General features: G+C 41.3%; 17 protein-coding genes. 8 read left to right on the top strand and 9 right to left on the bottom strand.

What is annotated here, in order from left to right:
• Positions 1-103 precede the first annotated feature (103 nt).
• The 4 genes from ESZ48_RS09410 to ESZ48_RS09395 all read left to right on the top strand — a co-directional run bounded on the left by ESZ48_RS09410 (position 104) and on the right by ESZ48_RS09395 (position 3,860).
• Positions 104-409, top strand: a complete 306-nt coding sequence (locus tag ESZ48_RS09410; RefSeq protein ID WP_129017159.1) for a hypothetical protein — start codon at positions 104-106, stop codon at positions 407-409.
• Between the two features lie 82 nt (positions 410-491).
• Positions 492-2,132 carry an SBBP repeat-containing protein gene (locus ESZ48_RS09405; RefSeq protein WP_129017158.1) on the top strand — a complete coding sequence of 547 codons (1,641 nt, stop codon included), beginning with the start codon at positions 492-494 and terminating at the stop codon, positions 2,130-2,132.
• Positions 2,133-2,135: 3 nt separating this feature from the next.
• Complete coding sequence (locus ESZ48_RS09400; protein WP_129017157.1) at positions 2,136-3,212, top strand: SBBP repeat-containing protein; 1,077 nt, start codon at positions 2,136-2,138, stop codon at positions 3,210-3,212.
• Positions 3,213-3,860 (top strand): T9SS type A sorting domain-containing protein, encoded by a 648-nt coding sequence (locus ESZ48_RS09395; protein WP_129017156.1) that lies wholly within the window; start codon positions 3,213-3,215, stop codon positions 3,858-3,860.
• A gap of 245 nt (positions 3,861-4,105) precedes the next feature.
• Here ESZ48_RS09395 and ESZ48_RS19785 read toward each other — a convergent pair whose 3' ends face one another.
• The 9 genes from ESZ48_RS19785 to ESZ48_RS09355 all read right to left on the bottom strand — a co-directional run bounded on the left by ESZ48_RS19785 (position 4,106) and on the right by ESZ48_RS09355 (position 13,296).
• Entirely contained in the window at positions 4,106-4,351 is a 246-nt protein-coding gene (locus ESZ48_RS19785) for a T9SS type A sorting domain-containing protein (RefSeq protein WP_223266413.1), read from the bottom strand.
• 172 nt (positions 4,352-4,523) lie between these two features.
• On the bottom strand, positions 4,524-4,679 hold the full coding sequence (locus ESZ48_RS19280) for a hypothetical protein (RefSeq protein WP_190246229.1): 156 nt from the start codon (positions 4,677-4,679) through the stop codon (positions 4,524-4,526).
• Between the two features lie 161 nt (positions 4,680-4,840).
• Complete coding sequence (locus ESZ48_RS09385; protein WP_129017155.1) at positions 4,841-5,695, bottom strand: universal stress protein; 855 nt, start codon at positions 5,693-5,695, stop codon at positions 4,841-4,843.
• Positions 5,696-5,779: 84 nt separating this feature from the next.
• Positions 5,780-6,622, bottom strand: coding sequence for a universal stress protein (locus ESZ48_RS09380; protein WP_129017154.1), 843 nt, complete (start codon positions 6,620-6,622; stop codon positions 5,780-5,782).
• A 13-nt stretch (positions 6,623-6,635) separates the two neighbouring features.
• Positions 6,636-7,484 carry a universal stress protein gene (locus ESZ48_RS09375; RefSeq protein ID WP_129017153.1) on the bottom strand — a complete coding sequence of 283 codons (849 nt, stop codon included), beginning with the start codon at positions 7,482-7,484 and terminating at the stop codon, positions 6,636-6,638.
• Between the two features lie 7 nt (positions 7,485-7,491).
• Positions 7,492-8,355: a universal stress protein gene (locus ESZ48_RS09370; protein ID WP_129017152.1), complete on the bottom strand. Its 864-nt coding sequence runs from the start codon at positions 8,353-8,355 to the stop codon at positions 7,492-7,494.
• Between the two features lie 781 nt (positions 8,356-9,136).
• Positions 9,137-9,982 (bottom strand): universal stress protein, encoded by an 846-nt coding sequence (locus ESZ48_RS09365; protein ID WP_129017151.1) that lies wholly within the window; start codon positions 9,980-9,982, stop codon positions 9,137-9,139.
• A gap of 381 nt (positions 9,983-10,363) precedes the next feature.
• Complete coding sequence (locus tag ESZ48_RS09360; protein ID WP_129017150.1) at positions 10,364-11,419, bottom strand: response regulator; 1,056 nt, start codon at positions 11,417-11,419, stop codon at positions 10,364-10,366.
• Positions 11,419-13,296, bottom strand: a complete 1,878-nt coding sequence (locus tag ESZ48_RS09355; protein ID WP_129017149.1) for a PAS domain-containing sensor histidine kinase — start codon at positions 13,294-13,296, stop codon at positions 11,419-11,421. Before ESZ48_RS09355 ends, ESZ48_RS09360 begins: the two co-directional genes overlap by 1 nt.
• Before the next feature lie 153 nt (positions 13,297-13,449).
• Between ESZ48_RS09355 and ESZ48_RS09350 the strand changes: the two genes are divergently transcribed.
• From ESZ48_RS09350 to ESZ48_RS09335, 4 genes are read left to right on the top strand one after another with little or no spacing between them, the layout of a single operon-like run.
• Positions 13,450-16,413 (top strand): PBP1 and LysM peptidoglycan-binding domain-containing protein, encoded by a 2,964-nt coding sequence (locus tag ESZ48_RS09350; RefSeq protein ID WP_223266406.1) that lies wholly within the window; start codon positions 13,450-13,452, stop codon positions 16,411-16,413.
• 43 nt (positions 16,414-16,456) lie between these two features.
• The gene (locus ESZ48_RS09345; RefSeq protein WP_129017147.1) at positions 16,457-21,439 is read left to right on the top strand and encodes a gliding motility-associated C-terminal domain-containing protein; all 4,983 of its coding nucleotides are present in this window, start codon (positions 16,457-16,459) and stop codon (positions 21,437-21,439) included.
• 17 nt (positions 21,440-21,456) lie between these two features.
• Positions 21,457-22,398 (top strand): PorP/SprF family type IX secretion system membrane protein, encoded by a 942-nt coding sequence (locus ESZ48_RS09340; RefSeq protein WP_129017146.1) that lies wholly within the window; start codon positions 21,457-21,459, stop codon positions 22,396-22,398.
• A 10-nt stretch (positions 22,399-22,408) separates the two neighbouring features.
• Positions 22,409-24,298 (top strand): OmpA family protein, encoded by a 1,890-nt coding sequence (locus ESZ48_RS09335; RefSeq protein ID WP_129017144.1) that lies wholly within the window; start codon positions 22,409-22,411, stop codon positions 24,296-24,298.
• Positions 24,299-25,397: the final 1,099 nt, after the last annotated feature.

Here is a 25,397-nt window from a genome sequence, read left to right as displayed (position 1 = left end):
AAACATCCGAAAAAAATAATTGATAAATGATGCTGACATTTTGAAGATCGCTCGATGTGAAGAAAAGAGATCAATTATCTACAGCAATCTTAAACCAATAATTATGCAAGAAAAAACTACCTTTTTCATAACTTATGTATTTCTCTTCATTTTTTCCACTCCTTTATTCGCTCAAAATATTGATTATCAATGGGTCAAACAGATTGACGGAACTGGCAGTGAATTTGTAAAATCCAGCACCACTGATATTGAAGGCAATGTTTACACGACAGGACCCTTCCAAAACACTGCAGATTTTAATCCTGGCAACCCTACTTCTACCCTGACCTCATTTGGCATGGCTGATATGTTTTTTATTGAAATTAGATGCCACTGGCAATTTCCTTCGGGTGAAGCAAATGGGCGGTAGAGGCTTTTAATATGGAATATCGATAAAGACTGACGCCGCTGAAGGAAAATAAAATAGCTATTAATCAAAACAAGAAACCATTATGAGAAAATTACTTATCGCCATCCTGTGTTGTTCACTTTGGAATACCAGCAATGGCCAAGCACCTACATTTGATTGGGCCTTTGCTACAGGAGGTCTCTACGGAACCTTATATAATGGTTCAATGATATTAGATAATTTGGGAAACATCTACAGTGTAGGCCACTTCAATGGCGGACCAGTAGATTTTGATCCAGGATCGGATGTTTTGAATTTGACTTCCGTGGGAGAAACTGATATTTATATCACCAAATTTAATGCTTCCGGGAACTTCATCTGGGCAAAAAGATTTGGCGGCACTGAAAAAGATGAAGGAGCAGGAATTGCCGTGGATGGATCGGGCAATGTCTATTTTACTGGAAATTTTAAAGGAGTGGTAGATTTTGATCCAGGAACAGATGTCTTTAATTTGACGTCTAATGGCAGTTCTGATATATTCGTGTGTAAGCTTGACCCGGACGGCAACTTCTTGTGGGCTAAACAAATGGGCGGCATCTCTGATGAAAGTGGCAGAGCAATAGCAGTAGATGGCTCAGGAGATGTGTATGTAACAGGAGAATTTCAGGATACGGTCGATTTTTATCCAGGTAACGGAACCAGCGTTCTCACCTCCACTGGAAAAACCGACATTTTTATCTGTAAGTTGAGTACTTCAGGTGCTTTTCAATGGGTCAAACAAATTGGCTCTACCGAATACGATCGCGGAGAAGCTTTGCTCATTGATAATACTTCCAATATTTTTTTAACCGGATCTTTTACTGGCACGGTGGATTTCGATCCGGGAGCTGGTGTTACGGAGTTAACCTCCCCGAGTCTTACCGGTGCTTCTGGTTTTATATTAAAACTGAATGCTACGGGAGACTTTGAGTGGGTCACAAACCTCCAGAACAATATCTCTGGAAACGCTGTGACGACAGATATCACTGGAAACATCTACGTTGGTGGCGGCGGCCCGGGCATTGGGATTGTTAAATTAAGTGCCACAGGCGATATTACTTGGGATAAGTTTTTACCTGGTTTTAATTGTGCTGCAAGATCCATTGTAGTGGATGTCTTGGGCAATGTTTATACGACAGGTTCCTTTCGGGGCAATGTGGACTTTGATCCCAGCGAAGGCACGGTTATTTTTGATTCTGGTTACGGTTGGGATGCTTATATAAATAAATTTGATGCGTCCGGAAACTATATTTGGGCATATCAGCTGGGCGGACCTACGCAACGTAATTACGGAACAGCAATGGTATTGGACGCTTCAGGGAGCATTTATGCTTCTGGCTACTTTAGATCTGAGATTGATTTTGATCCCGGACCAAACACGTTCAATCTCAAATCAGAATTTAACTATAATACTTATCTGCTGAAATGGAATCAGGAAACAGCCGGAATAGATGACCAAACACGTGGCTTAGAGATTTCAGTTTATCCTAATCCCACCAAGGGAAACTTGTCTATTGAATTTAAAACACTTCAGAAGTGGGTTAAGGTTAAAGTGTTTTCAATAACAGGACAACTGCTGATGGAAAAACAATTCCAAGACCTTATAAATCTGCCGTTAGAAATTAGACAACCGCAAGGCATTTATCTTCTTGAAGTGATAGATAATTACGGACAAAAAAGGACTACTAAACTCATTAAATATTAAATCATGAAACCAAACAACAACTTATTATTCGCATTCGCAACATTATTGCTAATGCCGGCTTTTATATTTAGCCAAACTCTAGAATTGGATTGGGTAATCTCCATGGGAAGTGAAGGTCGAGAAACAGGAAATTCAATAATTACAGATGTAGAAGGGAATGTTTATACCGTTGGATATTTTGAAAACACTATTGATTTTGATCCTGGGGAAGACACTTTTAATTTAACCTCTGCCGGATTCTTTGATATATTTATTCAAAAACTCAACCCCAGCGGACAACTACTTTGGGCAAAGCGTATTGGAAGTGGTGCCAGAGATGAAGCCAACGGGATTACCATTGATGGATCGGGAAATCTATATATTACAGGAACATTTTCAGACACCGTAGATTTCGATCCTGGTGAAGGCACTTACAATTTGACTACCGGAACAGAAGTACCGCAGATCACTAATATATTTGTACTCAAACTTGATGCCGATGGGAACTTTATTTGGGCAAAACCTATGATGGGAGATAGATTTTCGGGTGGATATGCCATCACTACGGATACCAACGATAATGTTTTAGTGACTGGCTTATTTTCTGGCACGGTAGATTTTGACCCCGGAGAAAGCACCGTGAATTTAACTTCATTTGGGGAGGATGATATCTTCATTCTTAAACTTGATGGTAGCGGCAATTTTATTTGGGTTAAACAAATGGGCGGTGTATCCTATGGCCTTGGTAATTCTATTGCCACAGATACCAATGACAACGTTTATACTACTGGCTATTTTTATGGTACCATAGATTTTGATCCAGGTACAGAAACCGCCAATTTAACATCTATGGGTTCTAGTGATATCTTTATTCTGAAACTTGCCGCCAATGGGAATTTAGCCTGGGTCAAACAGATGGGAGGTGAAGGACAGAATCAAGGATATTCGTTGACCTTAGATTTGGACAATAATTTGTACATCACGGGTGCTTTTAACAAGACATGTAATTTTGATCCTGATACTGGAACTATCAATTTGACCTCTGCAGGTTCCGGCGATATCTTCATTCAAAAACTCGACTTCAATGGCGATTTACTATAGGTGAAACAACTTGGTGGACCGGGGGTAGATATGGGAAACTCCATAAAAACAGATGCCAACGGCGATGTATATATACTCGGAAATTTTGCGGATACGGTAGATTTTGATCCAGGAGATGGCATCGCCAATTTAACGGGATACCTTAATGATATATTTATGCTCAAACTTCAAGCCGATGGAAGTTTTATTTGGGCAAAGCAAATAACCTACGGTGGCTCTGCTTATTGGACAAGAGCAAAATCGATTGCCATTAATAATAATGACACTATTTATAGCACTGGAGATTTTGTGTATGCGGTAGATTTTGATCCATCAGATAACGAATATCTTCTTACCGCAAAAGGTTATTGGGATATCTTTATTCACAAATTAAGCCCTCCTTCACTTGACATCATTGAGAATTCACTTTCAGATAAATTTATCCTACATCCAAATCCAACCAAAGGAAAATTATCGATCGAGTTTAAAACATTTGAAAAGTCAGTTAAGGTTAGATTATTTTCATTAACTGGCCAACTTTTGATGGAAAAAGAATTTCAAAATTCTAAAAATATTGAATTGGAAATAGAGCAAGCCTCTGGAGTTTATCTTCTTGAAATCATAGATGGTCAGAACCAAAAAGCAACGATCCGAATAGTGAAGTACTAAATTATTAAGTGCAGATAATTGGTTTAATTAAATTATAGCACAGTCGATAAGTTCAACCTAATAAATTATCGTCTCGACTGTGCTAGATTAAACTATCATTGCTGTTTCGTCTTTTCATCCATCGCTCCTATTCCTTAGGCTTCAGCTAGGTATGCAACACATGCCATCATTCTGTCAACAATGGCATAAACAGAAAACCCTGAGACAAAGTCCTCGGGGTTTTCACAATTTAAGTTAATTTATAATTATTGGATAATAAGTCGTTTGTTAACTGTCCGTCCGTCTTGGTCAAAATGTACAAAATAGACGCCGCTGCCAAATGAACTTTTCGGCTGGATTGCGATTTTATAAGCATCAAATTGTGTTGTAGTGCTGTAGATCGTTTTACCTAGAATATCAGTAATACTCAAATTGACCTTATGACCTTCAAACTGTCCCGCGTCAACATAAAATGCCGTTCCAGATGGGACAGGATTCGGGTATAATTTGATGCCATAATCCGTTTGGTGATCTTTCAGTGAAAGTGTTGATACACTTAAAGAAATATCATCAATAGAAAGATAACGAGAGCTAGTGGAGAGAACAATTCCTGTTATCCCGATATAATAAGTTCCTGTTGAAGCCAGTGTGATGAGCCATTAAATTTTTTTTAATCGCCATTATTCACGCCCGTCTCAGGAAAACTGCATTGGTCATGCTCTCAACCTGACCTGCGACTCCATAAGCTGCCTCAAGGGTGGTGTCGTCAGTACCAGATTGCCTGGCGTAAAGGACTAATTCATAAGTCATTCCTTCGGTCAACTCTAGTGGATAGAACATCCAGGTCTGATTATTTCCCTGATAGTTCAAATAAATATTCCATTCCCCAGATCTCGAACTTCGGTTATAGGTGCCGGCGGTATTGTTTGCTCTCCAAAAATAAGTGCCTGACTCTTTGTTCTTTGTTCTTAATATTTGGTACTTAACTTAATTCTCCTTCCTTAATTCTTCAAATCATGCATCACCAAAATCGGCACTTTTGAATCATAGGTAATCCCTTTTACCAAGGGCTGATTAAAAATACTTGCGAAAAATGAATGTTTACTATTTATGAACGCCACCATATCACTTTCTCTACTTTCAACAAAACAATTAATGGCCTCAGGAACCGACAATTGACTTAATAAATGGAAAGAATGGCTGACTTCTTCAAAATATTCGTCCAGCAGCTTTTTGTTGTTGGTCTGTTGGTCGTTCAATTTTCCTTCCTCTGAAACATGCAATACTTTTATGGACGCATTGCTGTTTTTTGCAATATTTATCAGATGTTTTAGTTCCTGTTTCTTGAAATTGGTTTTATAGTTTGTTGGAAAGACAATCTCCTTCGGAATTTCACGCTTAGCCAGTTGTGGTACTACAATCACCGGGCAATTCCTGATTTTTTCCATAACATCGATAGCGGTACTTCCATAAATTTTGCTTCTGGCATTGGTCTGTCCGCGGGTTCCCATCACAATCATCTCAATATCTTTTTCTTCCACCGCAGCCTTAATGGCCTGGAATGGTTCATTAAAAGTGGATATGGTCTGAAAGCTGTGTTTCGAATTTCCGTTGTCATTAAAAGCAACCTCACTCAACAATTTATGCAACTGATTTTCGGAATGTCTTTTGGTGGCCTCATATAAGTCACTGCCAGGCTCCATGCCAATTAGGTTTTCAAGATTAGTTGGGTTTATAAAAAACACATTTAAAAGATAAAAAATACACTCTTGATCCTTATAAAGTTCCAAGGCATAATTGATGGCCTGTAGCGCATTGTCTGAAAAATCCGTAGGCAATAATATTTTTCTTTTCATGGATATCTATTTATTTCAATTTGATTAGTTGATTTTCGCCTGCCTGTCGATAGGCATGGCATTTGAGATTTTGAACCTTTAACTTTATTCTGGAATCACCAGAAACGGCACCATCGGTTGAAATCCTATCTTTTTGATGACCGGCTCTTTAATGACTCTTTCAACAAAACTGTGCTTATAATTCACCATGGCAAGCACATCGATCTTCAAATCTTTAATAAACTCGTTGATCTCATCCGATTTTGTCGCAGATTTCTCCACCCAATGAAACGTGTGCTGATGCTTCACCAAATGCGCTTGAAGGGCTCTCCTATTGCTTTCTTGCCGTTCACTTAATTCACTTTGTAAATTGATGTGCAAAATATAAATATGGGCCTGATACAAATCGGCGAAATTTAGTAATGCCTGTAATTCTTTCGGTTCGTAAACACGGTTAAAATCGGTTGGAAATGCAATATGCTTCGGAGCTTTGAATTCGTAGGCATCTGGTACGGCAAGCATCGGACAACTTTTCAAGCTCTGAATGACCTTGACCGTATTACTTCCTAAAAAATACTTATTAACACCAGTAGCTCCTTTAGTTCCTGTCACCACCAAGTCTATAGTATTTATCTGCACGGCTCTTTTTATGGCCAACGTAATCTCTTCAGAAGTGCTTATGACCTCAAATTCATGATTCGGATTACTATATAATTGTGTTGCTCGATCCTTCAGTACACTTAACTCGGTTCTCGAAGTTTCAGTCAACGAGTCCAAGAACCGCGTGGTAATATAAGATCTTGAGTCGGTATGATCGAGTGAGATAGAATTTAAAAAATAAAAGGTACAATGGTGCTCGGCATACAGATTTAAAGCATATACCGTGGCGCTCCATGCGTTTTTTGAAAAATCTGTAGGGATTAAAATATGTAGTTTTTCTGAAGTCATGATGTTTTAATTTTTAGCCCTGTTTTGACGGAATCACGAGAAATGGGATATTCAAATAGAAACCGATTTGATTAATGGTGTCCTTGAAAAATATATTCTCAAAAAATGATTGTTTATTATTGATCATCACCAACATGTCAACGGAATGTTCTTCTTGAAACCTGTTAATGGCTGCAGGAATCTCCATATCTTCAACATCGTGAAACTCATAGGCCATTCTTTTAAATAGCGTAGGCAATAGTGTTTTATTACGATCTTGTATCTCACTCAAACCATGACCTGTGCTAACGTACAAGGCGTTGATTTTAGAAGTGTGCAACTTCGCTATTTCTTTAAGTACCTGAAGTTGTCCCATAGTGAATTCCACTTCTAAATCGGTAGGAAACAAGATCTCTTGAGGTGTCACATAATCAAAATTCGATGGGATGGCCAATACTGGAAACTTGATCTCCCTAAACACTTGAACCGTATTGGAACCAAACAATATTTTTTTAGCACCGGTTGCGCCTTTGGTTCCCATAACGACAAGATCAATATTGCGTTCAATAATCAATTCCTTGATTCCAGCAATAAGCGTTTCAAACCTAGCAATGGTTTCAAACTTGTGGTTGGGATTGCTACCAAATTCATTTAAAAGTTCTTTGATCAGTTCGTCTAAACCTTCTTGAGAAGCCGCTCTTATGGGATCACGAAGTCCAAACTGTGCAGGACTGAGCAGCACATAAGTCAGATCATAAACCACTGGTGTATAAGCATTGAACAGATGAAATGTACAATCGTCATTTTCAAAAAGCTGAATGGCATATCGGATGGCATTCAAAGAATTATCCGAAAAATCAGTCGGAAGGAGTATGTTTTTCATGATCAAATTATAAAAGTTCTGATGTCGAACGTGTCGAGTTTTGCATCGCTAACAGCGGAATCTTAAGATCAAGACTTACTTTATCGATATTGGATGGAAACAACATGTTTTCTAAGAACGAATGTTGGGTATTGACCATGACCAACATGTCAACTTCATTCTCTTTGATATATTCCTGAATTGTTTCAGCAACTTTTCGACTGTTTGCAGTGATGAAATTTATTTCAGTTTTGCAGATGGTTCCTTTCATAAAAGCCTGATTGTCTTCTTGCCTGATCGATAATTTATCAATTTTTGAAACATACAACACATCCACAATACTTCTGTATGGCGCTGCTAAATCGCATAATAATTTCAATTCCCGTCGCTTGTAGGGTATGAGATAATCGGTTGGAAATAAAATACGTTTAGGCTGGGTGTTGGTATAATTTTTCGGAATGGCCAATACCGGACATTGCACATATTTTAAGACTTGGAAGGTTTGGCTTCCAAAAACAATTTTACGATCATCAGATTTGCCTTTTGTTCCCATAACAATCAAATCGATATTCTTTCGGTCGGCAATTTCATTGGCTTCTTCTACAAGGGAGCCAAAAGCCGAAATACTGTGATAGGTATATCGCGGATTCGGCGCCATTTCATTGACCGTCTTCAAAAGTTCTTCCAAACTGGCTTCAGATTGTGCTTTTACACGCTCCAAAACATCATCAAAATTATCACGGGACAGTAAATCCTCATGATCATAAACGTCCTTTTGGTAGGCGTGCATGAAATAAAACGCAACCTTTTCATATTTAAAAAACTCCAAGGCATAGGTGATGGCATTCATTGAGTTTTTAGAAAAATCCGTAGGAAAAAGTATAGAAATCATAGTGCTAGAATTTATTTGATATGGGATAAAGTTAAGGGATTAAAACCATAAAAACTATGATATAAGTCATTTGGAGAGTGGTTAAGTTTGGGGATTAGTGAGAAGTTTCCCGCAAATTTCGCAGATGAGCGCAGATGGTTTCTGTTCAACACTGATAAATCCACCAACCGAAAAGCAGCTCTGTGTAACCCTGCATATTCCTGGATTCCCACCACCTCGTCTTCTGCTTCTGTGCTGAAGCAGAAGCCACTCCTCCTTTAAAAGGAGGAGAATTTTAGATTGGGCCTGATGATTACTTTGCTAATCCGTTGAATTCTCTCCATGCTGGGTCTGAGTTCTCGTTTTCTTAGAAAAAAATCTCTGTGCAACTCCGCGAATACTCCGTGTAGCTCTGTGCAACCGCATACAAATACGCGGAAACCTCCGCAACCTGTCCGTCCTGTAGGCGGGTCTGCGGGAGAAAAAATAAGAGTAGGATAGACAATTATGAGATTCCTGCCTTCGCAGGAATGTGGGAGATTCCTGCGAAGTCGGGAAATTTTTAGAATAGGTTAAGCCGATAACGAATATTAAATTCTCTCCATGCTTGGCCTGAGTTCTCGTTTTCTTAGAAAAAAATCTCTGTGCAACTCCGAGCAATCTCTGTGATACTCTGTGTCACTCTTTGTAACCAAGTACAAGTCCGCGCAAATCTGCGGGAGAGAAAAATAAGAGTAGGATAGATAATTATGAGATTCCTGCCTGCGCAGGAATGTGGGAGATTCCTGCCTGCGCAGGAATTTTATTTGTCGTGCATCACCAAAAACGGAATATGCGTATGGTAAGTCATTTCTTCAATTTTATTATGGAATAAAATCCGCTGAAAGTAATTCAGGTTCTTTGCTACCATGGCCACCATCTTGATATCCCTACTTTGCACAAAACATTCAATGGCATCTTCCACGTTTCTGTTGGTCAGTTTATGGAATTGGCATTCGAATTTATGAAAATATTCATTGAGCACATCTTTATTGTCCTGCTGAGCAATGGTCAACGTATCATCTCTATTGGTCACATGCAACACCTGTAAACTCGACTGATGCGCCTCCAGAATATTATAAAGTGGTTTCAAAAGATCTACAGCATAAGTCAAAAGATAATCTGTTGGAAAAGCAACCTCTTCCAAAGTGGTGAATTTCGCATCCTCTGGAACGACCAAAGCTGGGCATTGTACTTTTTTTATGACATCTGCCGCATTACTCCCAATAATCACCTTTCTCAAGCCACTGGCGCCTTTTGTGCCCATGACAATCATATCAATCTTTTTTTCCACCACATGATTACGAACGGAATCCACAAAAAAATTATAATCGGTAAGCGTAAAAAAATGATGGTTAGGTTTCACTGGGAATTCTGCTGAAATTCGTTTCAAAAGGGTATTTAATTGCCTTTTGGCAGGTTTTGTAAACGTGTTTTCAACAAAATCCTTGGTTTGAATATATGGCGAATCCGTCGCTGCTAAATAACTTAAGGAATTAACATGTAGCAAATAGAATGTACATGGTGTTTTATCGAAAAACTTAAGCGCGTAAACAATTGCATTCCAAGAATTTTCAGAAAAGTCAGTTGGTAATAGTATATTCTTCATGTTGATCCGCCATTATGGTAAGCAGAACAAATATATAAGGATGTATTCTCCTGTGAAATGATATCGGTCATGTCTGTCCGGTTATAGCATTTAATAAAAGAATTTACACATGACATTGAATTGTTTGTGATAAATAAATTGAGCCGTAACCCATATCATTTTGAAGGATTAGGATATGGAGGATATCACTTATGCCTTAGCGTCGGCGACGAACTTGCAGATATTTGCGAAAGCCTGGAAAAAATGAACTCAACGCATTGTCTTTAATTTCGATTCCATTAAAAACGAGAAGGCGTATTTCGATAGCTCTTTGGATAACAAAAAAAACTCTATGCGCTCCGCTTTTGAGGTTTGCCTGCTTGTCGGCAGACAGGGATTTCACTAAAATATTTCTTGAAGTCCTTTGAGGTCTAAGATTTTTATATTTCTGCCTTCAATCTCTATCAGGCCTTCTTTTTTAAAATTGGAAATGGTTCTAATCAGTGTTTCGGTTGCAATCCCAGCGACACTTGCCAAATCGCTACGAGAAATTTTAATGGCACCTCCATGTTTGGGGTCCAACTTTTCTGCGAATTTTAATATGGTACTCGCGGTCTTTTTTTGGACCGAACTGTAGGCCATTTGCAACAATTGATCCTTTACGCCCTTCAGATCATCGGTGAGCAATTCAATAAGTTCAAAAGTAATATGGGTGTTCTTATCCAAAATCTTTTTGAGTTGATCTTTTGAAATACCCACCAATTTGGAATCATTAAGCGCTGTGGATGTCTCTTGGTAGGGTATGTTTTGAAGAAATGACGTATAGCCAAATATATCTGAAGCTTTATGCAAAGCAGTGGTCAGTTCTTTTCCTTGTTCGTCAAGCTTATGGCATTTTACAATCCCTTCCTTTATCAAAAATATGGCATTGGAATTTTGGCCTTCTTCATAAATGTCTTCACCTTTCTGATAATTATGGAACGTTCCATCGGTCTCAAAATAACTCTTTAGGTCGCTAAGGGTATTGATTTCCTCCGTTTTATCGTCAGAACCCGAAGCTTCCTCTCTTCCTCTAATCTCTTTCAAGATGGAGGCTTTAGCCAAGCGGCTTTCAATGGCACTTACCAACTCATCTTCACTAAAAGGCTTGGTGATATAATCGTCTGCACCTAAATTCATTCCTTTCCTTACGTCGTGACGTTCTGTTTTTGCGGATAGAAAAATAAAAGGAATGTGCTTGGTTTGGTCATCATTGGCCAATTGTTCCAAAACGCCGTAGCCATCCAGTTCCGGCATCATAATATCACAAACTATGATATCTGGGAATTGTGTTTTTGCTTTTTCCACACCTATTCTACCATTAGATGCGACGGTTACTTGATAGCTTAACAGTTCCAGGAGTTCTGCAGTATTATCTCTTAAAACGGCATCGTCCTCAATCAATAGTATTTTTTTCATTATTGTGCTTTATTTGGGATGGTTAATATAAAAGTTGATCCAACATGTTCCTTGCTTTTAAAGCTTATGGAACCACCTAAATTTTCTATATGCGATTTTACGATATTCAATCCAATTCCTGTGCCTTGTGTGGTCAATACATTTTCTGATCTAAAATAGCGGTTAAATATATTTTTTTGATCCTTCTCAGGGATTCCGATACCCGAATCGGATATTTCAAAAATGGTGTCCTTACTGTTTTGAGTGATCTTTATGGTCACATCTGTATGTTCGGAGGAATATTTAATGGCATTATGCACCAGATTTGACAAGGCCAATTCTATGGTTTTCTCATCTTGGGTTAAAGAAATATCATCAATATTCTCTGGATATTTCACCTGCTGGCCTTCCTTCAAGAGCATGTTGGCATTATAAACCACTTCATTCACGACCTTGCTCAATCTAAAAGTGCTGAATTTATAATTTACTTTTCCAGTTTCCAGTTTTTCAATGGACAAGAAATCGTTCAAAATCGTATTCAGGTAATTCACTTTATCCTTGATGATTTTGATGTGTTTATCACGATTGCCCTGTTGTTCTTCTAATGTGTATTTCCCCAAGAGTATGGAAGATGTGAGAATACCGCTCAAAGGTGTTTTAAATTCATGTGACACTAGCGATAGAAATTTGGTTTTGAGATCATTAAGCTCCTTTTCCTTTTCGAGAGCTATTTCCAGTTGCTTAGTTCTCAACTCGACCGTTTCCTCTAACTTTTTGGTGTAATTCTTTTGCTCGGTGATGTCTAAAACAATAGAAATAAACACCTCTCGATCCCCCAAAATAGAAAGTTCCAAGGTGATATGGACAGGATACGTGGTGCCATCTTTTCGTTGATGAATGGTCTCAAACTCCATTTTATCCTCTTTATCATTTGTTAAAGAGGCCAGCAGTGCTCTAAATTCCGTTTCAGAATAATTCGGTTTGATATCTACCGGCGTCATGCTTTTGAGGGTTTCAAGACTGTAACCCAGATTTTTTTGAGCGCCATAATTGACGTTCACAAAATTTAAGGTATCGGAGTCAAAAACAAATATTTCATTGAGAGAATCATCAAAGATCTTGGTGAGGTAGTTGCGTTCTTCTTCCGCTTTCTTGCGTTGGGTAATATCATTTTGAATCCCAACAAAATGCGTTATCAATCCGCTGGTATCTTTAATAGGGTTGATATAGAGTTCATTCCAAAATAAAGTGCCATCCTTTTTATAATTCCGTAAGATCACTTGACAACTATGCCCGTTTTTTATGGCGTCACGTACGGCAAGCAAGCCTTCTTGATCCCTATCATCACCTTGAAGAAACCGGCAATTCTTTCCTAGGATTTCTTCAGAAGTATAGCCCGTTAAGTTCTGAAAAGCGGGATTAAAATAAAGAATGGGATGGTCTTTTTGTAAGGCGTCACAAATTACAATACCGTTGCCGGCCGATTGTAGGGCCTCACTTTTTAAATTCAGGTTTTCTTCAATTGCGCGTCGCTCTGTAATATCCACAACCAGTGCCATTACCAAAGTTTTCCCATAAAGGGTAAAAGGATTCAGTCCGACCTCTACCGGAAAGCGCTTCTTGCTTTTGGTGAGACCATATAAATTACGCCCCTGGCCCATGCGTCGTTTTTCACTATGCTTATAGAACCTATTAAAATGCCCCACATGCTTTTGGTGATACTCGCTGGGGATTAAGGTGTCCAAAGTCTGTCCTACAAGTTCATTGTTTTCATATCCAAACATGGCATTTGCCGACGAATTTGTAGATACAATGTTTTGGTGTTCATCCACCACTACGACTCCTTCAGAAACGGCATCAAAAAGGATTTGTAATATATCATGTTGGTTTTGGAGCATAACGCAGAAATAGATTGATTTTTAGGAAACGTGAAGATAGTAACAAATTATAAAACTGCTTTAATTTTTGTGATTTCTGTTTTTTAACCTTCTACTTAAAACTTACCCGCACATTCGAAGCGAAGCGGAGGTGGGAAGTCGAAACGCTTAAACTTGGAATTTCGAACTTGGAATTTGAAACCACAATTTCCCCCATTTAAAAAAATTATTGATAAAAAACCGATATTTCCACGCGAGAATAGTACTCTTGACGGATTTTTTGGTATTTTTATCGGGAATTATTATGATCTTGACCTAACTATTAACCATTTAGCGATTAAAATGAAGCGACTTTTTCAATGTTTTACGCTATTATTCTTATGTTTCTACACAAGCATTGCACAGGAAGGCCTTAAAAAGCATACGGTTAGCAGTGGCGAAACTCTATTTTCCATTGCGAAAAAATATAACGTTACCCCTTACGACCTTCAGAAAATAAATCCTGAGGTCATCGATGGCATCAAGGTAGATGAAGTGCTTTTGATTCCTGAAAGTAAAATCAAAACACCAGTTCTTGAAAGTGCTTCCGATTCCATAAAAGCTTCGGTAGCACCTTCTTCCATAAGCTACACGGTCAAAACTGGAGAAACAAAATATAGCCTCGCAAAACGCTTTGGGCTGACCATTACCCAACTCGAATCGCAAAACCCGCAAATCACTGAAGGCCTTCAGGTTGGCAATGTTTTGGAGATATATCCGACTTCCTCTTATCCCGAGTCTACGCCATCAAAAACCATAACCGCTTCAACAAGCAACGCTCCTAACCTATCGCAACAAACGGGGCCTGCCCACGATGGAAAACGACATATGGTGGCTATAGGCGAAACACTTGCTCGCATTGCAAATGCCAACGGATTGACCGTTGATCAGTTGACTGAGGCGAATTCAAGAAGACTTTCCAACGGATTAATTGCGCTACAACCGATTTGGATTCCTGGAAAAACACAATTAGATGCGGGTAACACCTACAGTTATGCCGTAAAATACGGAGATACGAAGTTCGGACTCTCCTTAAGGTTTAATACGACCGTCGCCGAATTAGTGCGACAGAATCCAGAAATTAAAAACCAACTTCCGGTTGGGCAGATCATTTCGATGCCATCTGAAGAAATAGGATCCAGACCAACACCCGAGGTTGCTCAAAGAGAACACCAAGCCGTCGATCAAAACACCACGCCAAAAGAAGACTTAACTAAGGTAGAACAAACCAAAACTGTTCCTACAATCACAGAAACAGTGGTTTCTACCAAGGAAAAAGCTACAGAAGCTGTTCCTACTGTTAAAGAAACAGTCGTTACTACTAAAGAACAAGCTCAAGCAACGGAAACTGTTCCTCTAGTAAAAGAAGTGGTTGTTACTACCAAAGAAAAAACAGCGGAAATTGTTCCTACTGTTAAAGAAACAGTCGTTCCTAAAGTTGAACAAGCTAAACCCACTGAAACCGTTGTTAAAGAAACAATCGTTACTGCTGTAAAACAACCTAAAACAACGGAAACTCTTCCAGTACTCCCAGAAACAGTCGTTACTGCCGATGAAGAACCTAAAGAACCTGAAACCGTTTCCGCTGAAAAAGAAACAGTCGTTACTAAAGTTGAACAAGCTAAAACAACGGAAGCTACACCTATAATCACAAAACCAGCTGCTACCATTGAAGAAGAAGCTATAGAAACGGTTGCTAAAACCACAGCAGATACAACAGCAGCACCTGCTACTCTTCCTAAAGAAAAAATCAAAACTCCAGCCGAAACGGCAATCTCAAGTCCTTCAGAAATCGGATTTCTATCCTATGAAATCCAACCTAATGATACACTTTACGGATTGGCGCAAAGGGCGGGCATGTCTACAGCAGATTTCCTTGTCCTAAATCCGCAGTTAAAAGAATCCGTACAGATAGGCACGATCATCAAAATGCCAGATGCTGCTAAGCCATCTCAAGCTCCTGCAGAACTGATAAGCACTCCAAAATCGGTAAGGGATTTTTCAATTCCCGTCGATTTAACGAAGTCGGCAAACACATCGCAACTTAAGAAACTATTGTTTTTCCTTCCGTTTTCACAAGAGGACTATCAATCCCAACAAACCAATGACAATTTTAAAAGTGTTACGGACGATTTCAAACGTGTCCATCTAGAGTTTTATAAGGGCGCCACTATCGCCATAGATTCCATCAGAAAAATGTATCTATCTTTGGATGTTGACGTCGTAGAAGCGCAAAGCAGCATACGGAATTCTAAAATAATGCCTTTGCTTGAAGAGCAGAAGATCAACGATTATGATGCCATTATCTTGCCGTTTTATGACACCATAGAGCAAGAAGTTGCGGCGTTTACTGCGGACAACCATATCCCAGTCATCACGGCCTCTACCATGGACTTTCAAAGCAGTTCCAGCAATTTATATAGTGCCATTCCTTCAAACAATGTCCAACGAAAAAAAATACTGGATTATTTGATGGCCAAAGAAGCGCATATTATCGTGCTTAATGATGTCAATCGTACGGAAAGCAAAACCTTTATTTCTGAATACGCACCAAACATAGACTTTGTCACCATCAAAAAGAATGGGTCCTTCAGTGAAGGCGAATTGATAGCGAAGTTTAAAAAAGATAAACTCAACTTTGTAGTTATTGATAGTGAAAGAACCAGTGTATTCCTAAACACCACCAATGTCCTTTTGAGTGAACTATCCAACTACAATCTGCAATTGGCGGTTTTGGAATCGGCATTAATTCCTGCCGAGGGCCATGTATCCGAAAAAAGATTCCGTATCCTAAACATGGTTTTTCCTTCTTTAATTCCAGCTAAATCAACCGCGAGTTCAAAGCAGTTTTTAAGTTCTTATCAAAAAGAATATAATTTATTGCCTTCGGCAAATGTAATGTTGGGATTTGATATTACATTTGACAGCTTGTTAAGGCTTATCCAACAACAAAGCTTTGAAGATTCTGCTGTAAATGACATTACGGAATATACGCAGCTGAAATTTGATTACGAAAAGAACATTTTAGGAGGTTTTAGCAACGAAGGTATTTATATTTTACAATATGATTCAGATGCGAACATCCGGGAAGCCAACTAATTTAAAGAAACGGTTTTGATCAATTGAATCGCCTTTTATATTTATGAGAAAAATTACAAAAGCCAATCTTTATAATAAATTTTTAGTTGCCCTCATCTGCTTTATGGGCGTTAGCTTAAATTCCTTTGGCCAATGTCCAACGGTAACCACGCCACTTCAGAGCTTTTGTGATATTGATGTTCCTAAGGTGACCGATCTTGTGGCCACTGATAATGGTGGTGGCATCAGATGGTATGCCTCCGCAACCTCTACCACCCCGCTTTCAAATACCGTAGGTCTTGTCAATGGCAGAGATTACTATGCCGATGACAATTCGGGAACGTGTGGAACACGGCAACGGGTAGATGTAGAAATTTACGGCGTGCCTTTCGGCTTAGGCTTTCAGGGCGTTTGTGTGGACCATCCAGAAGAAGCTACGATTGCCGATTTATATGCGGTTGGAAACGATCTTCAATGGTATAGTGTAGATTCTGGAGGCAGTCCTTTGGATCCTACCACTATTTTAGTGGATAGTACCATTTACTATGTCGATCAGGCCAATCCCAATACAGGTTGCAGAACCTCACGTCTCTCTGTTTATGTCAATGTGGGCCTTGTACCTGTTCCTACAGGAGATGCCATTCAGATATTTTGTGGGGACACTCAAGCTACTGTTGCCGACTTAGTGGCCTCCGGAAATAATAATTGGTACAGCACGACTTCATCACGATCCCCTTTAGCTTTGTCAACGCCTTTGGTGAATGGCCAAAGTTATTATGCAACTACCATTGACCCGCCATGTGAAAGCACAGAACGTTTGCAGGTAACGGTTGAAATCATAGCACCCAACAACCCTGGTGGTAATGGCGAAATGGAAATCTGCGAATCAGGCTTGGCCAGCACCAATACCGTCAATCTATTTGATGCACTTTTGGGTGGCCCTGATACCAACGGTACTTGGTCCGGTCCCCTGTCAACATCCAATGGAAATATAGGCACGGTCAACGTGACGTCCATGACCTCAGCGGGAAGTCCGTACATCTTCACCTATGAAGTCAGCTCCGAGTATTGCCCTTCCAACACAGCAACGGTCAGTATTTTTATTATCGAAGCGCCCAACCCTGGCACCAATGGCTCCTTAATATTATGTAGCAATGGGGCTTCGCAGGATCTTTTTGACAGTTTGGGCGGCACTCCAGAACCTGGAGGCATTTGGTCTCCTGCGCTTGCAAGTGGCACGGGCATTTTTAATCCCGCCCAAGACGCTGCGGGAATTTACACTTATACGGTTCAGGGTGTTCCTCCTTGTGGCGATGTATCGGCAACGGTAGAAGTTACCGTCAATCCGGAAGCAAATCCTGGAAGCAACGGGAATCTAACCCTTTGCTATGACAGCACGCCAACCAATTTATTTAACAGTTTAGGTGGTTCGCCACAAGCTGGTGGCACGTGGACACCTGCATTGGCAAGCGGCACGGGCATTTTTGATCCAGCACAAGATGCCGAAGGAATTTATACCTATAGCGTTTCTGGAATTTCACCTTGCGGAATTGCCACAGCAACGGTCACTGTCAGCATCGTTCCACCACCAAACCCCGGTACAAATGGGAGTTTGATTTTGTGTAGCAATGATGCTTCAACGAATCTTTTTGAAAGGTTGGGAGGCACTCCGGAAACTGGAGGTGTTTGGTCGCCTGCACTGTCAAGTGGCACTGGCGTCTTTGATCCGTCGCTAGATGCTGCGGGAATTTACACCTATACCATTCAAGGTCTTGCACCATGTGGTCCGGTTTCGGCAACTGTAGACGTTACCGTGAATCCAAAATCAGAACCAGGAACCAACGGCAGCTTAACGCTGTGTTTTGACAGCGCACCCGAAAACTTATTCAATAGCTTGGGCGGGAGTCCTCAAACTGGTGGCACCTGGTCCCCTGCATTGGCAAGTGGCACAGGTGTTTTCAATCCGGCGCTAGATGCTGCTGGAATTTACACCTATACAGTTTCTGGGATTTCACCTTGCGGTGATGCCACATCCACCGTCACCGTCACCATCAATCCACTAGCGAATGCTGGCAGCAATGCCAGTTTGATTTTATGTAGCCATGAGGCTGCTCTGGATCTTTTTGAAAGTTTAGGAGGCACTCCTGAAACTGGAGGCATTTGGTCTCCTGCATTGACAAGTGGCACGGGCGTTTTTGATCCGGCGCAAGATGCATCGGGAATTTATACGTACACCGTTCAGGGAATAGCGCCTTGTGGAGATGCTACCGCAACCGTTAATGTGACCGTCAATCCGGGATCAGAACCTGGAATTAATGGCAATTTAACCGTTTGTGTGGACAGCGCCCCGGAAGATTTATTTAACAGCTTGGGCGGAACGCCTCAAACTGGAGGTACTTGGTCGCCTGCATTGGCAAGCGGCACGGGTGTTTTCAATCCGGCGCAAGATGCAGCGGGAATTTACAGCTATACAATTGCTGGCATTTCACCTTGTGGGGATGCCACATCCACCGTCACCGTAACCGTCAATCCGCTAGCGAACGCTGGTAGCAACGCCAGTTTGATTTTATGTAGCCATGAGGCTCCTCAAGATCTTTTTGATATTTTGGGAGGCACTCCTGAAACTGGAGGTATTTGGTCGCCTGCATTGGCAAGTGGCACGGGTGTTTTTGATCCAGCGCTAGATGCCGCGGGAATTTATACCTACACCGTTCAGGGCATAGCGCCATGTGGAGATGCTACCGCAACCGTAAATGTGACCGTTAATCCGGGATCAGAACCTGGAATCAACGGAAGTTTAACCGTTTGTGTGGACAGCGCTCCTGAAGATTTATTTAACAGCTTGGGTGGGACGCCACAAACGGGAGGCACTTGGTCTCCTGCATTGGCAAGTGGCACCGGCGTTTTCAATCCGTTGCAAGATGCAGCGGGAATCTATACGTATACCATTGCTGGCATTTCTCCTTGTGGAGATGCCACGTCAACGGTCACCGTAACCGTCAATCCGCTACCGAATGCTGGTAGCAATAGCAGTTTGATTTTATGCAGCCATGATGCTGCACAGGATCTTTTTAATAGTTTGGGAGGCAGTCCTGATGCTGGCGGTGTTTGGTCGCCTGCCTTGGTAAGTGGCACGGGCGTTTTTGATCCGGCACTAGATGCTGCTGGAATTTACACTTATACCGTTCAGGGCATTGCGCCTTGCGGACAAGCGTCGTCCACGGTTGAAGTGACGGTGAATCCGGGTGTTGAACCTGGAACCAACGGAAACATAACCCTATGTATGAACAGCACTCCGGAAGATTTATTTAATAGCTTGGGTGGCACTCCGCAAACAGGCGGCACTTGGTCACCTGCCTTGGCTAGTGGCACGGGTGTCTTCGATCCGACCAAAGATGCCGAAGGCATTTACACCTATACCATTGTTGGAATTTCACCTTGTGGGGATGCCACAGCTACGGTCACCGTGACCATCAGCGAATTATCCGATGCTGGTACTAACGGCAGTTTGATTTTATGTGTCACGGACACGTCACAGGATCTTTTTGATAGTTTGGGCGGTACTCCTAAAACTGGAGGCGTTTGGTCACCTGCCTTGGCAAGTGGAACTGGCGTTTTTGATCCGGCGCTAGATGCTGCAGGGGTTTATAAGTATACCGTTCAGGGAACTCCGCCGTGCGGCGAAGCGTCAGCAACGGTGGAAGTAACCCTCAATCCTGAGGCAGATCCTGGAATTGATGGCACTTTATTAATATGTATTGAAAGTGCACCCGAAGACTTATTTAACAGTTTGGGTGGCAGTCCAGAATCGGGTGGCACGTGGACGCCTGCATTGGCAAGTGGAACGGGTGTTTTCGATCCGTCGCAAGATGCTGTTGGGACGTACACCTATACAGTTACTGGAACATCACCTTGTGGCGTTGCCTCTTCCACTGTCACCGTTACCATCGACCCATTACCTGAAGCAGGGTCTGACGGCCGATTGGCTATCTGTACCAACGATGCCCCAGAAGATCTATTTGAACGTCTAGGAGGCACACCAGACCTAGGAGGCACATGGTCGCCTGCCTTGGCAAGTAGCAGCGGCTTCTTTGATCCTGCACAAGATAGTGCCGGGTCTTATACCTATTCGGTAACCACCGCTTGTGGCACGGATTCCGCAACTGTCGTTGTGGCCCTTATTCCACAACCCGATATTACCGGACTTACCCTAAGCGCAGATACCATCTGTTTGGAGGATGCTATAGACGTTAACCTATCTGGCGCAAGTCAGCTTTCTGATGGAAACTATAGCCTTACCTATTCGCTCTCAGGCGCCAATAGCACAGAACAAACCATCACCGTAACCATCAGCAATGGCAGTACGGTCATTAATGTACCGGCATCGGAATTGACGTCTGTCGGCACCACAACATTCACCATCTTAAATCTTTTGAATCCTGTTACCAATTGCGGTACCGCATCCGGCACGCTTCCAACGGTAGATTTTAATATCGAACAGGCCCCAACCCCTCAATTGATTACGGACGGCGATTTCTTTTGTATCGACGATGCCCCTACAATTGCCGACTTAACGAGCAATCTTATTGGCGCAGATACGATAATCTGGTACGATGCCGTAGAAAATGGCAATCCATATCCTGAAGACACACCTTTAACAGATGGTGCTACCTATTACGCTTCAAATAGCACAACTAATGGCTGTAGTACGGGCATCCGATTGGCAGTAACGGTCAGCATCGAGTCTTGTGAACCTTTGGAGATCATTATTCCCGATGGCTTTAGTCCGAATGGTGACAACATCAACGACGATTTCCTGATCAAAAATCTGAGAGAACTGTACCCTAATTTCCAATTGCAAATTTATAACCGTTACGGCAATATCCTTTATAAAGGTGATGCCAACACACCTAATTGGGATGGAAGATCCACTCAGGGTCGCGAGGTTGGCAGCGGGATCTTACCGGTAGGGGTCTATTTTTATATCTTGGAACTCAAAGACACTAACAATAAAACGATACAAGGTAGAGTCTACCTTAGCAGGTAATCTGAATAAAGGTATCTATGATAATTAAACGTTTAAAATATACGCTTCTCGGTTTCGTCCTCATGGTAGGACTTTCCGGTATGGCGCAACAAGACCCTCAGTATACACAATACATGTATAATATGAGTGTCCTCAATCCTGCCTATGCCACTGAAGGAAATGACATCAATTTGGGTGCTTTATACCGGGCGCAATGGGTAGGCTCCGTGGGCGGACCAACTACAGGTTCCTTTTTTGTCCATGTACCATTGCAGGAAAAAATTCAGGTGGGCCTTTCGATCATCAACGATCAAATTGGCGATGTGGTGAATGAAACCAACGTCTATGCCGATTTCGCCTATATTCTGCGCTTAGGAAATACCACAAAACTCTCGTTGGGCGTCAAAGCAGGTGCGACGTTTTTCAATACCAACTTTAACGGTTTTGTTTATTCAGACGCGTTGCCAGATCCAGCTTTCGCCAATAATTTGAGCAAGACCTTCCCTAATATTGGCGCAGGCGCTTATGTGTTTGGAGACAACTATTACGTCGGTTTTTCAGCCCCTAACCTATTGAATTCAAAACATCTTGAAAATAGTAGTGGCATTGTGGCCAACGGTGTTGAAGAGATGCACTTTTTTCTGACCGGAGGTTATGTGTTTGAAATGAATGAGAACTTAAAATTAAAACCTGCCTTTATGACCAAGGCGGTTTCGGGCGCTCCTTTATCCGTTGATCTTACAGCCAACGTGCTGTTCAACAATACGTTTGAAGTTGGCGCAGGGTACCGACTGGATGATGCGGTTATGGGCCTTGTGAATTTCAGGGTGAGTCCATCGTTGCGGATTGGCTATGCCTATGATCATACGCTATCCAATTTGGGGAGATTCAATTCTGGATCGCATGAAATAATGATTTTATTTGATATCAATAAATTAGGAACCCCGAAAGGATATGATAAGTCCCCAAGATTTTTCTAAAAAAAGAGCTATGAAGAACGTTTGCCTATTTCTATGTTTACTTGCTGCCTCATGGACGGTCCATGCGCAAAGACCGAGCATAAAAAAGGCCAACCAACTTTTTGCGCAAAAGTCGTATGCCGAAGCCGCAAAAATGTACCAATCGCTTGGCCAAAGTCAGGAAGTACTTCAAAACCTGGCCGATTCCTATTATTACAATTCTGAAATGAAACTGGCCAGAACGCCATATACGGGACTATTCACCCATTTTAAGGACAGTTTAAAACCAGAGGTCTATTTCAGATATGCCCAAGCTTTAAGAGGGGTAAAAGATTATGCCAAAGCCGATGAAATCATGGGCGAATACCTCGGATTTGCTATAGATACCGAAAAATTCATTTCCAACCTTAACCGATTGGTGCCGTTTACTTACGAGATTAAAATAATGACCCAAAGTTCGCGTACGGGCGATTTTGGCATTGCTTATTTTGGCGATAAGGTCGTCTTTTCATCCTTCAGGAATCGTGAGAACCCAATCTATAGCTGGAATAATCAGCCTTATCTAGATTTGTACCTAGCCGAAGTGACCAAGGAAAAGCGGCTGGTCAATATCAAGCCGTTTTCCGAAGAAATAAATACCAAAACCCACGAAAGCGACGCTACCTTTAGCAGCGACGGCAAGACCATGTACTTTTCAAGAACCAATGATAAGCGCGTGCTTATTGGCGAAGAACTTGTAGCCACGGTCAAATTGTTTAAAGCAGAATTTATAGATGGGAAGTGGTCTCATATTACCGAACTCCCGTTTAGCAGTGACCTCTACTCTACCCAACATCCGGTGCTCAGCCCAGACAATTCGCGCCTCTATTTTTCCAGTGATATGCCGGGCACTTTAGGCTCCTTTGATATTTTTTATGTGGATATCACCTCCAGTTATGAAGGCTATGTAGATGAGAGCTACGGGACTCCCGTTAATTTGGGAAAAACCATCAACACCGCGCAACGGGAACAGTTTCCGTTTGTAGTCGAAGAAGGCACGCTTTATTTTGCCTCAGACGGCCATCAAGGCATGGGCGGCTTGGATCTTTTTGTGAGTCGGGTTTACGATAACGTGTATTCCAAACCCTTGAATCTTGGGGAAACGATCAATTCTGAAATGGACGATTTTGGTTATATCGTCAATGAAAAAGACGATACGGGGTACTTCGCTTCCAATCGTGCAGGGTATGACAATTTATATGCTTTTACACGTACGGTCAACGAGCGTCAATTTACCGTAGAAGGAAGTGTACGTGATAAAATTTCACAAAACCTCCTTCCAGGCACCACCGTTACATTATTTGACGAAAACAACATTTTAGTCGGTCAAATGGTGGTTGGGGAAGATGCTGAATATGTTTTCAATACAGAGCCCAATAAAGACTATTCCATTGAAGCGCATCGCGATTTTTATATCCCAACCACAGAGGTTTTTACCACCAACGACGACGGCAATATCACCTATAACATTGAACTCTCCATCGAATCTTATGATGATGCCGAAGATATTGTGGTGACCAAGGATGATGGTTATCTCTATATTGAATTGGAAAACATTTATTTTGATTTCAATAAGTACGAGATCAAACCTGAAGCCGAGAGAATTTTGGATGTTTTGGTCGCTCTGTTGAACAAATACCCACGTATGGAAATCCAATTGGGAGCACATACCGATAATCGCGCTTCGGACCTTTATAACCTGCATTTATCGCACAACCGAGCTGCGGCCACGCTTGAGTATTTGGTGGACAATGGCATCGATAGAAAACGCTTGCGTTCTAAAGGTTACGGCGAACATTTCCCACTCGTAGATTGTGGCGATAAGTGTACTGAGGAAGAGCATTCGATCAATAGACGTTGTGAGTTTTTGATATTAAAGTAGGCGAGTGAAGGTGAAATTGAAAGGCTTGAGTTTTGAGTTATGAACGTTGGATGACGGGTGACCGAGGACGGGAAGTTGAAATTGAAGTTGAAATTGAAAGGCTTGAGTTTTGAATTATGAACGTTGGATGACGGGTGACTGAGGACGGGAAGTTGAAATTGAAGTTGAAATTGAAATTGAAAGGCTTGAGTTTTGAGTTATGAACGTTGGATGATGGGTGACAAAAAAACTGTATCACGGAGTTTCGCAGAGAAGGCACGGAGATTCACGGAGATTTGCGCGTCGGACCGATTATAGAGGAGCAAAAAGCTGTACCACAGAGATTCACTGAGAATTCACGGAGAGGATTGTAGTTGATGATGTCTCACCGTAGCACGGGAATCTGAAATTGCCAGACTACCGGACGGGCAGGAAGAAGAAATTTCCTCCGTCCGCAGTTTATGCGGAGGATGGAATACTGCCGACTGAATGCTGTCTTTCTTGAGTAATAAGAGAATTCGGAAACCGTGACCCGAAGTTGACCCGAAGTTGACCCGAAGGAAACCCCAAGTTGATACGCTATTACTATTTAAATAACATCACACTCATTGTGCTTTACTAACGCATATTGAATGCAGAACACTGAATGTCGAATATCCAACCTTGAAGTAGTCCGTTTTTGCTCATATTTTGTGAAGTTGATGTTACCTCCCCTTTCGAAGTGAAGCGAAGGCTGGAAATTGAAAGGCTTAAACTTTGAATTTTAAATTCGGAACCTTGAGTTTTTGTCCATACAATATCCTGATACTGGAAATCCAATTATTAACATTCGCATTGCAACTCCTATTTTTAATCTGTTTAGATAGGACATTGCGGTTGAAAATCACCAAGAAGGACCGACTTGGAACCTCTTGAAAATGGCTCTTTTTGCTAGAAGTTTTCTACTGAGTATGTAGGGAGTATGTAGGGAATATCTAGGGAGTATCTAGGGGTCATCCCCGATCTTAGAACAGCAATTTTATTGGCTTAAAATTCAGAATATTGAAGTAAGACCATCTTTCTAGTATTTTGTGATTTAGAAGTTGATTGCCCTTCCAAAACGAAGCGATAGCAGGAGATG

Source organism: Gelidibacter gilvus (assembly GCF_004115975.1).
Classification (GTDB): domain Bacteria; phylum Bacteroidota; class Bacteroidia; order Flavobacteriales; family Flavobacteriaceae; genus Gelidibacter; species Gelidibacter gilvus.
Note: the sequence above shows the minus strand (reverse complement) of the source record. Positions and strands in the feature narration are given on the sequence as shown.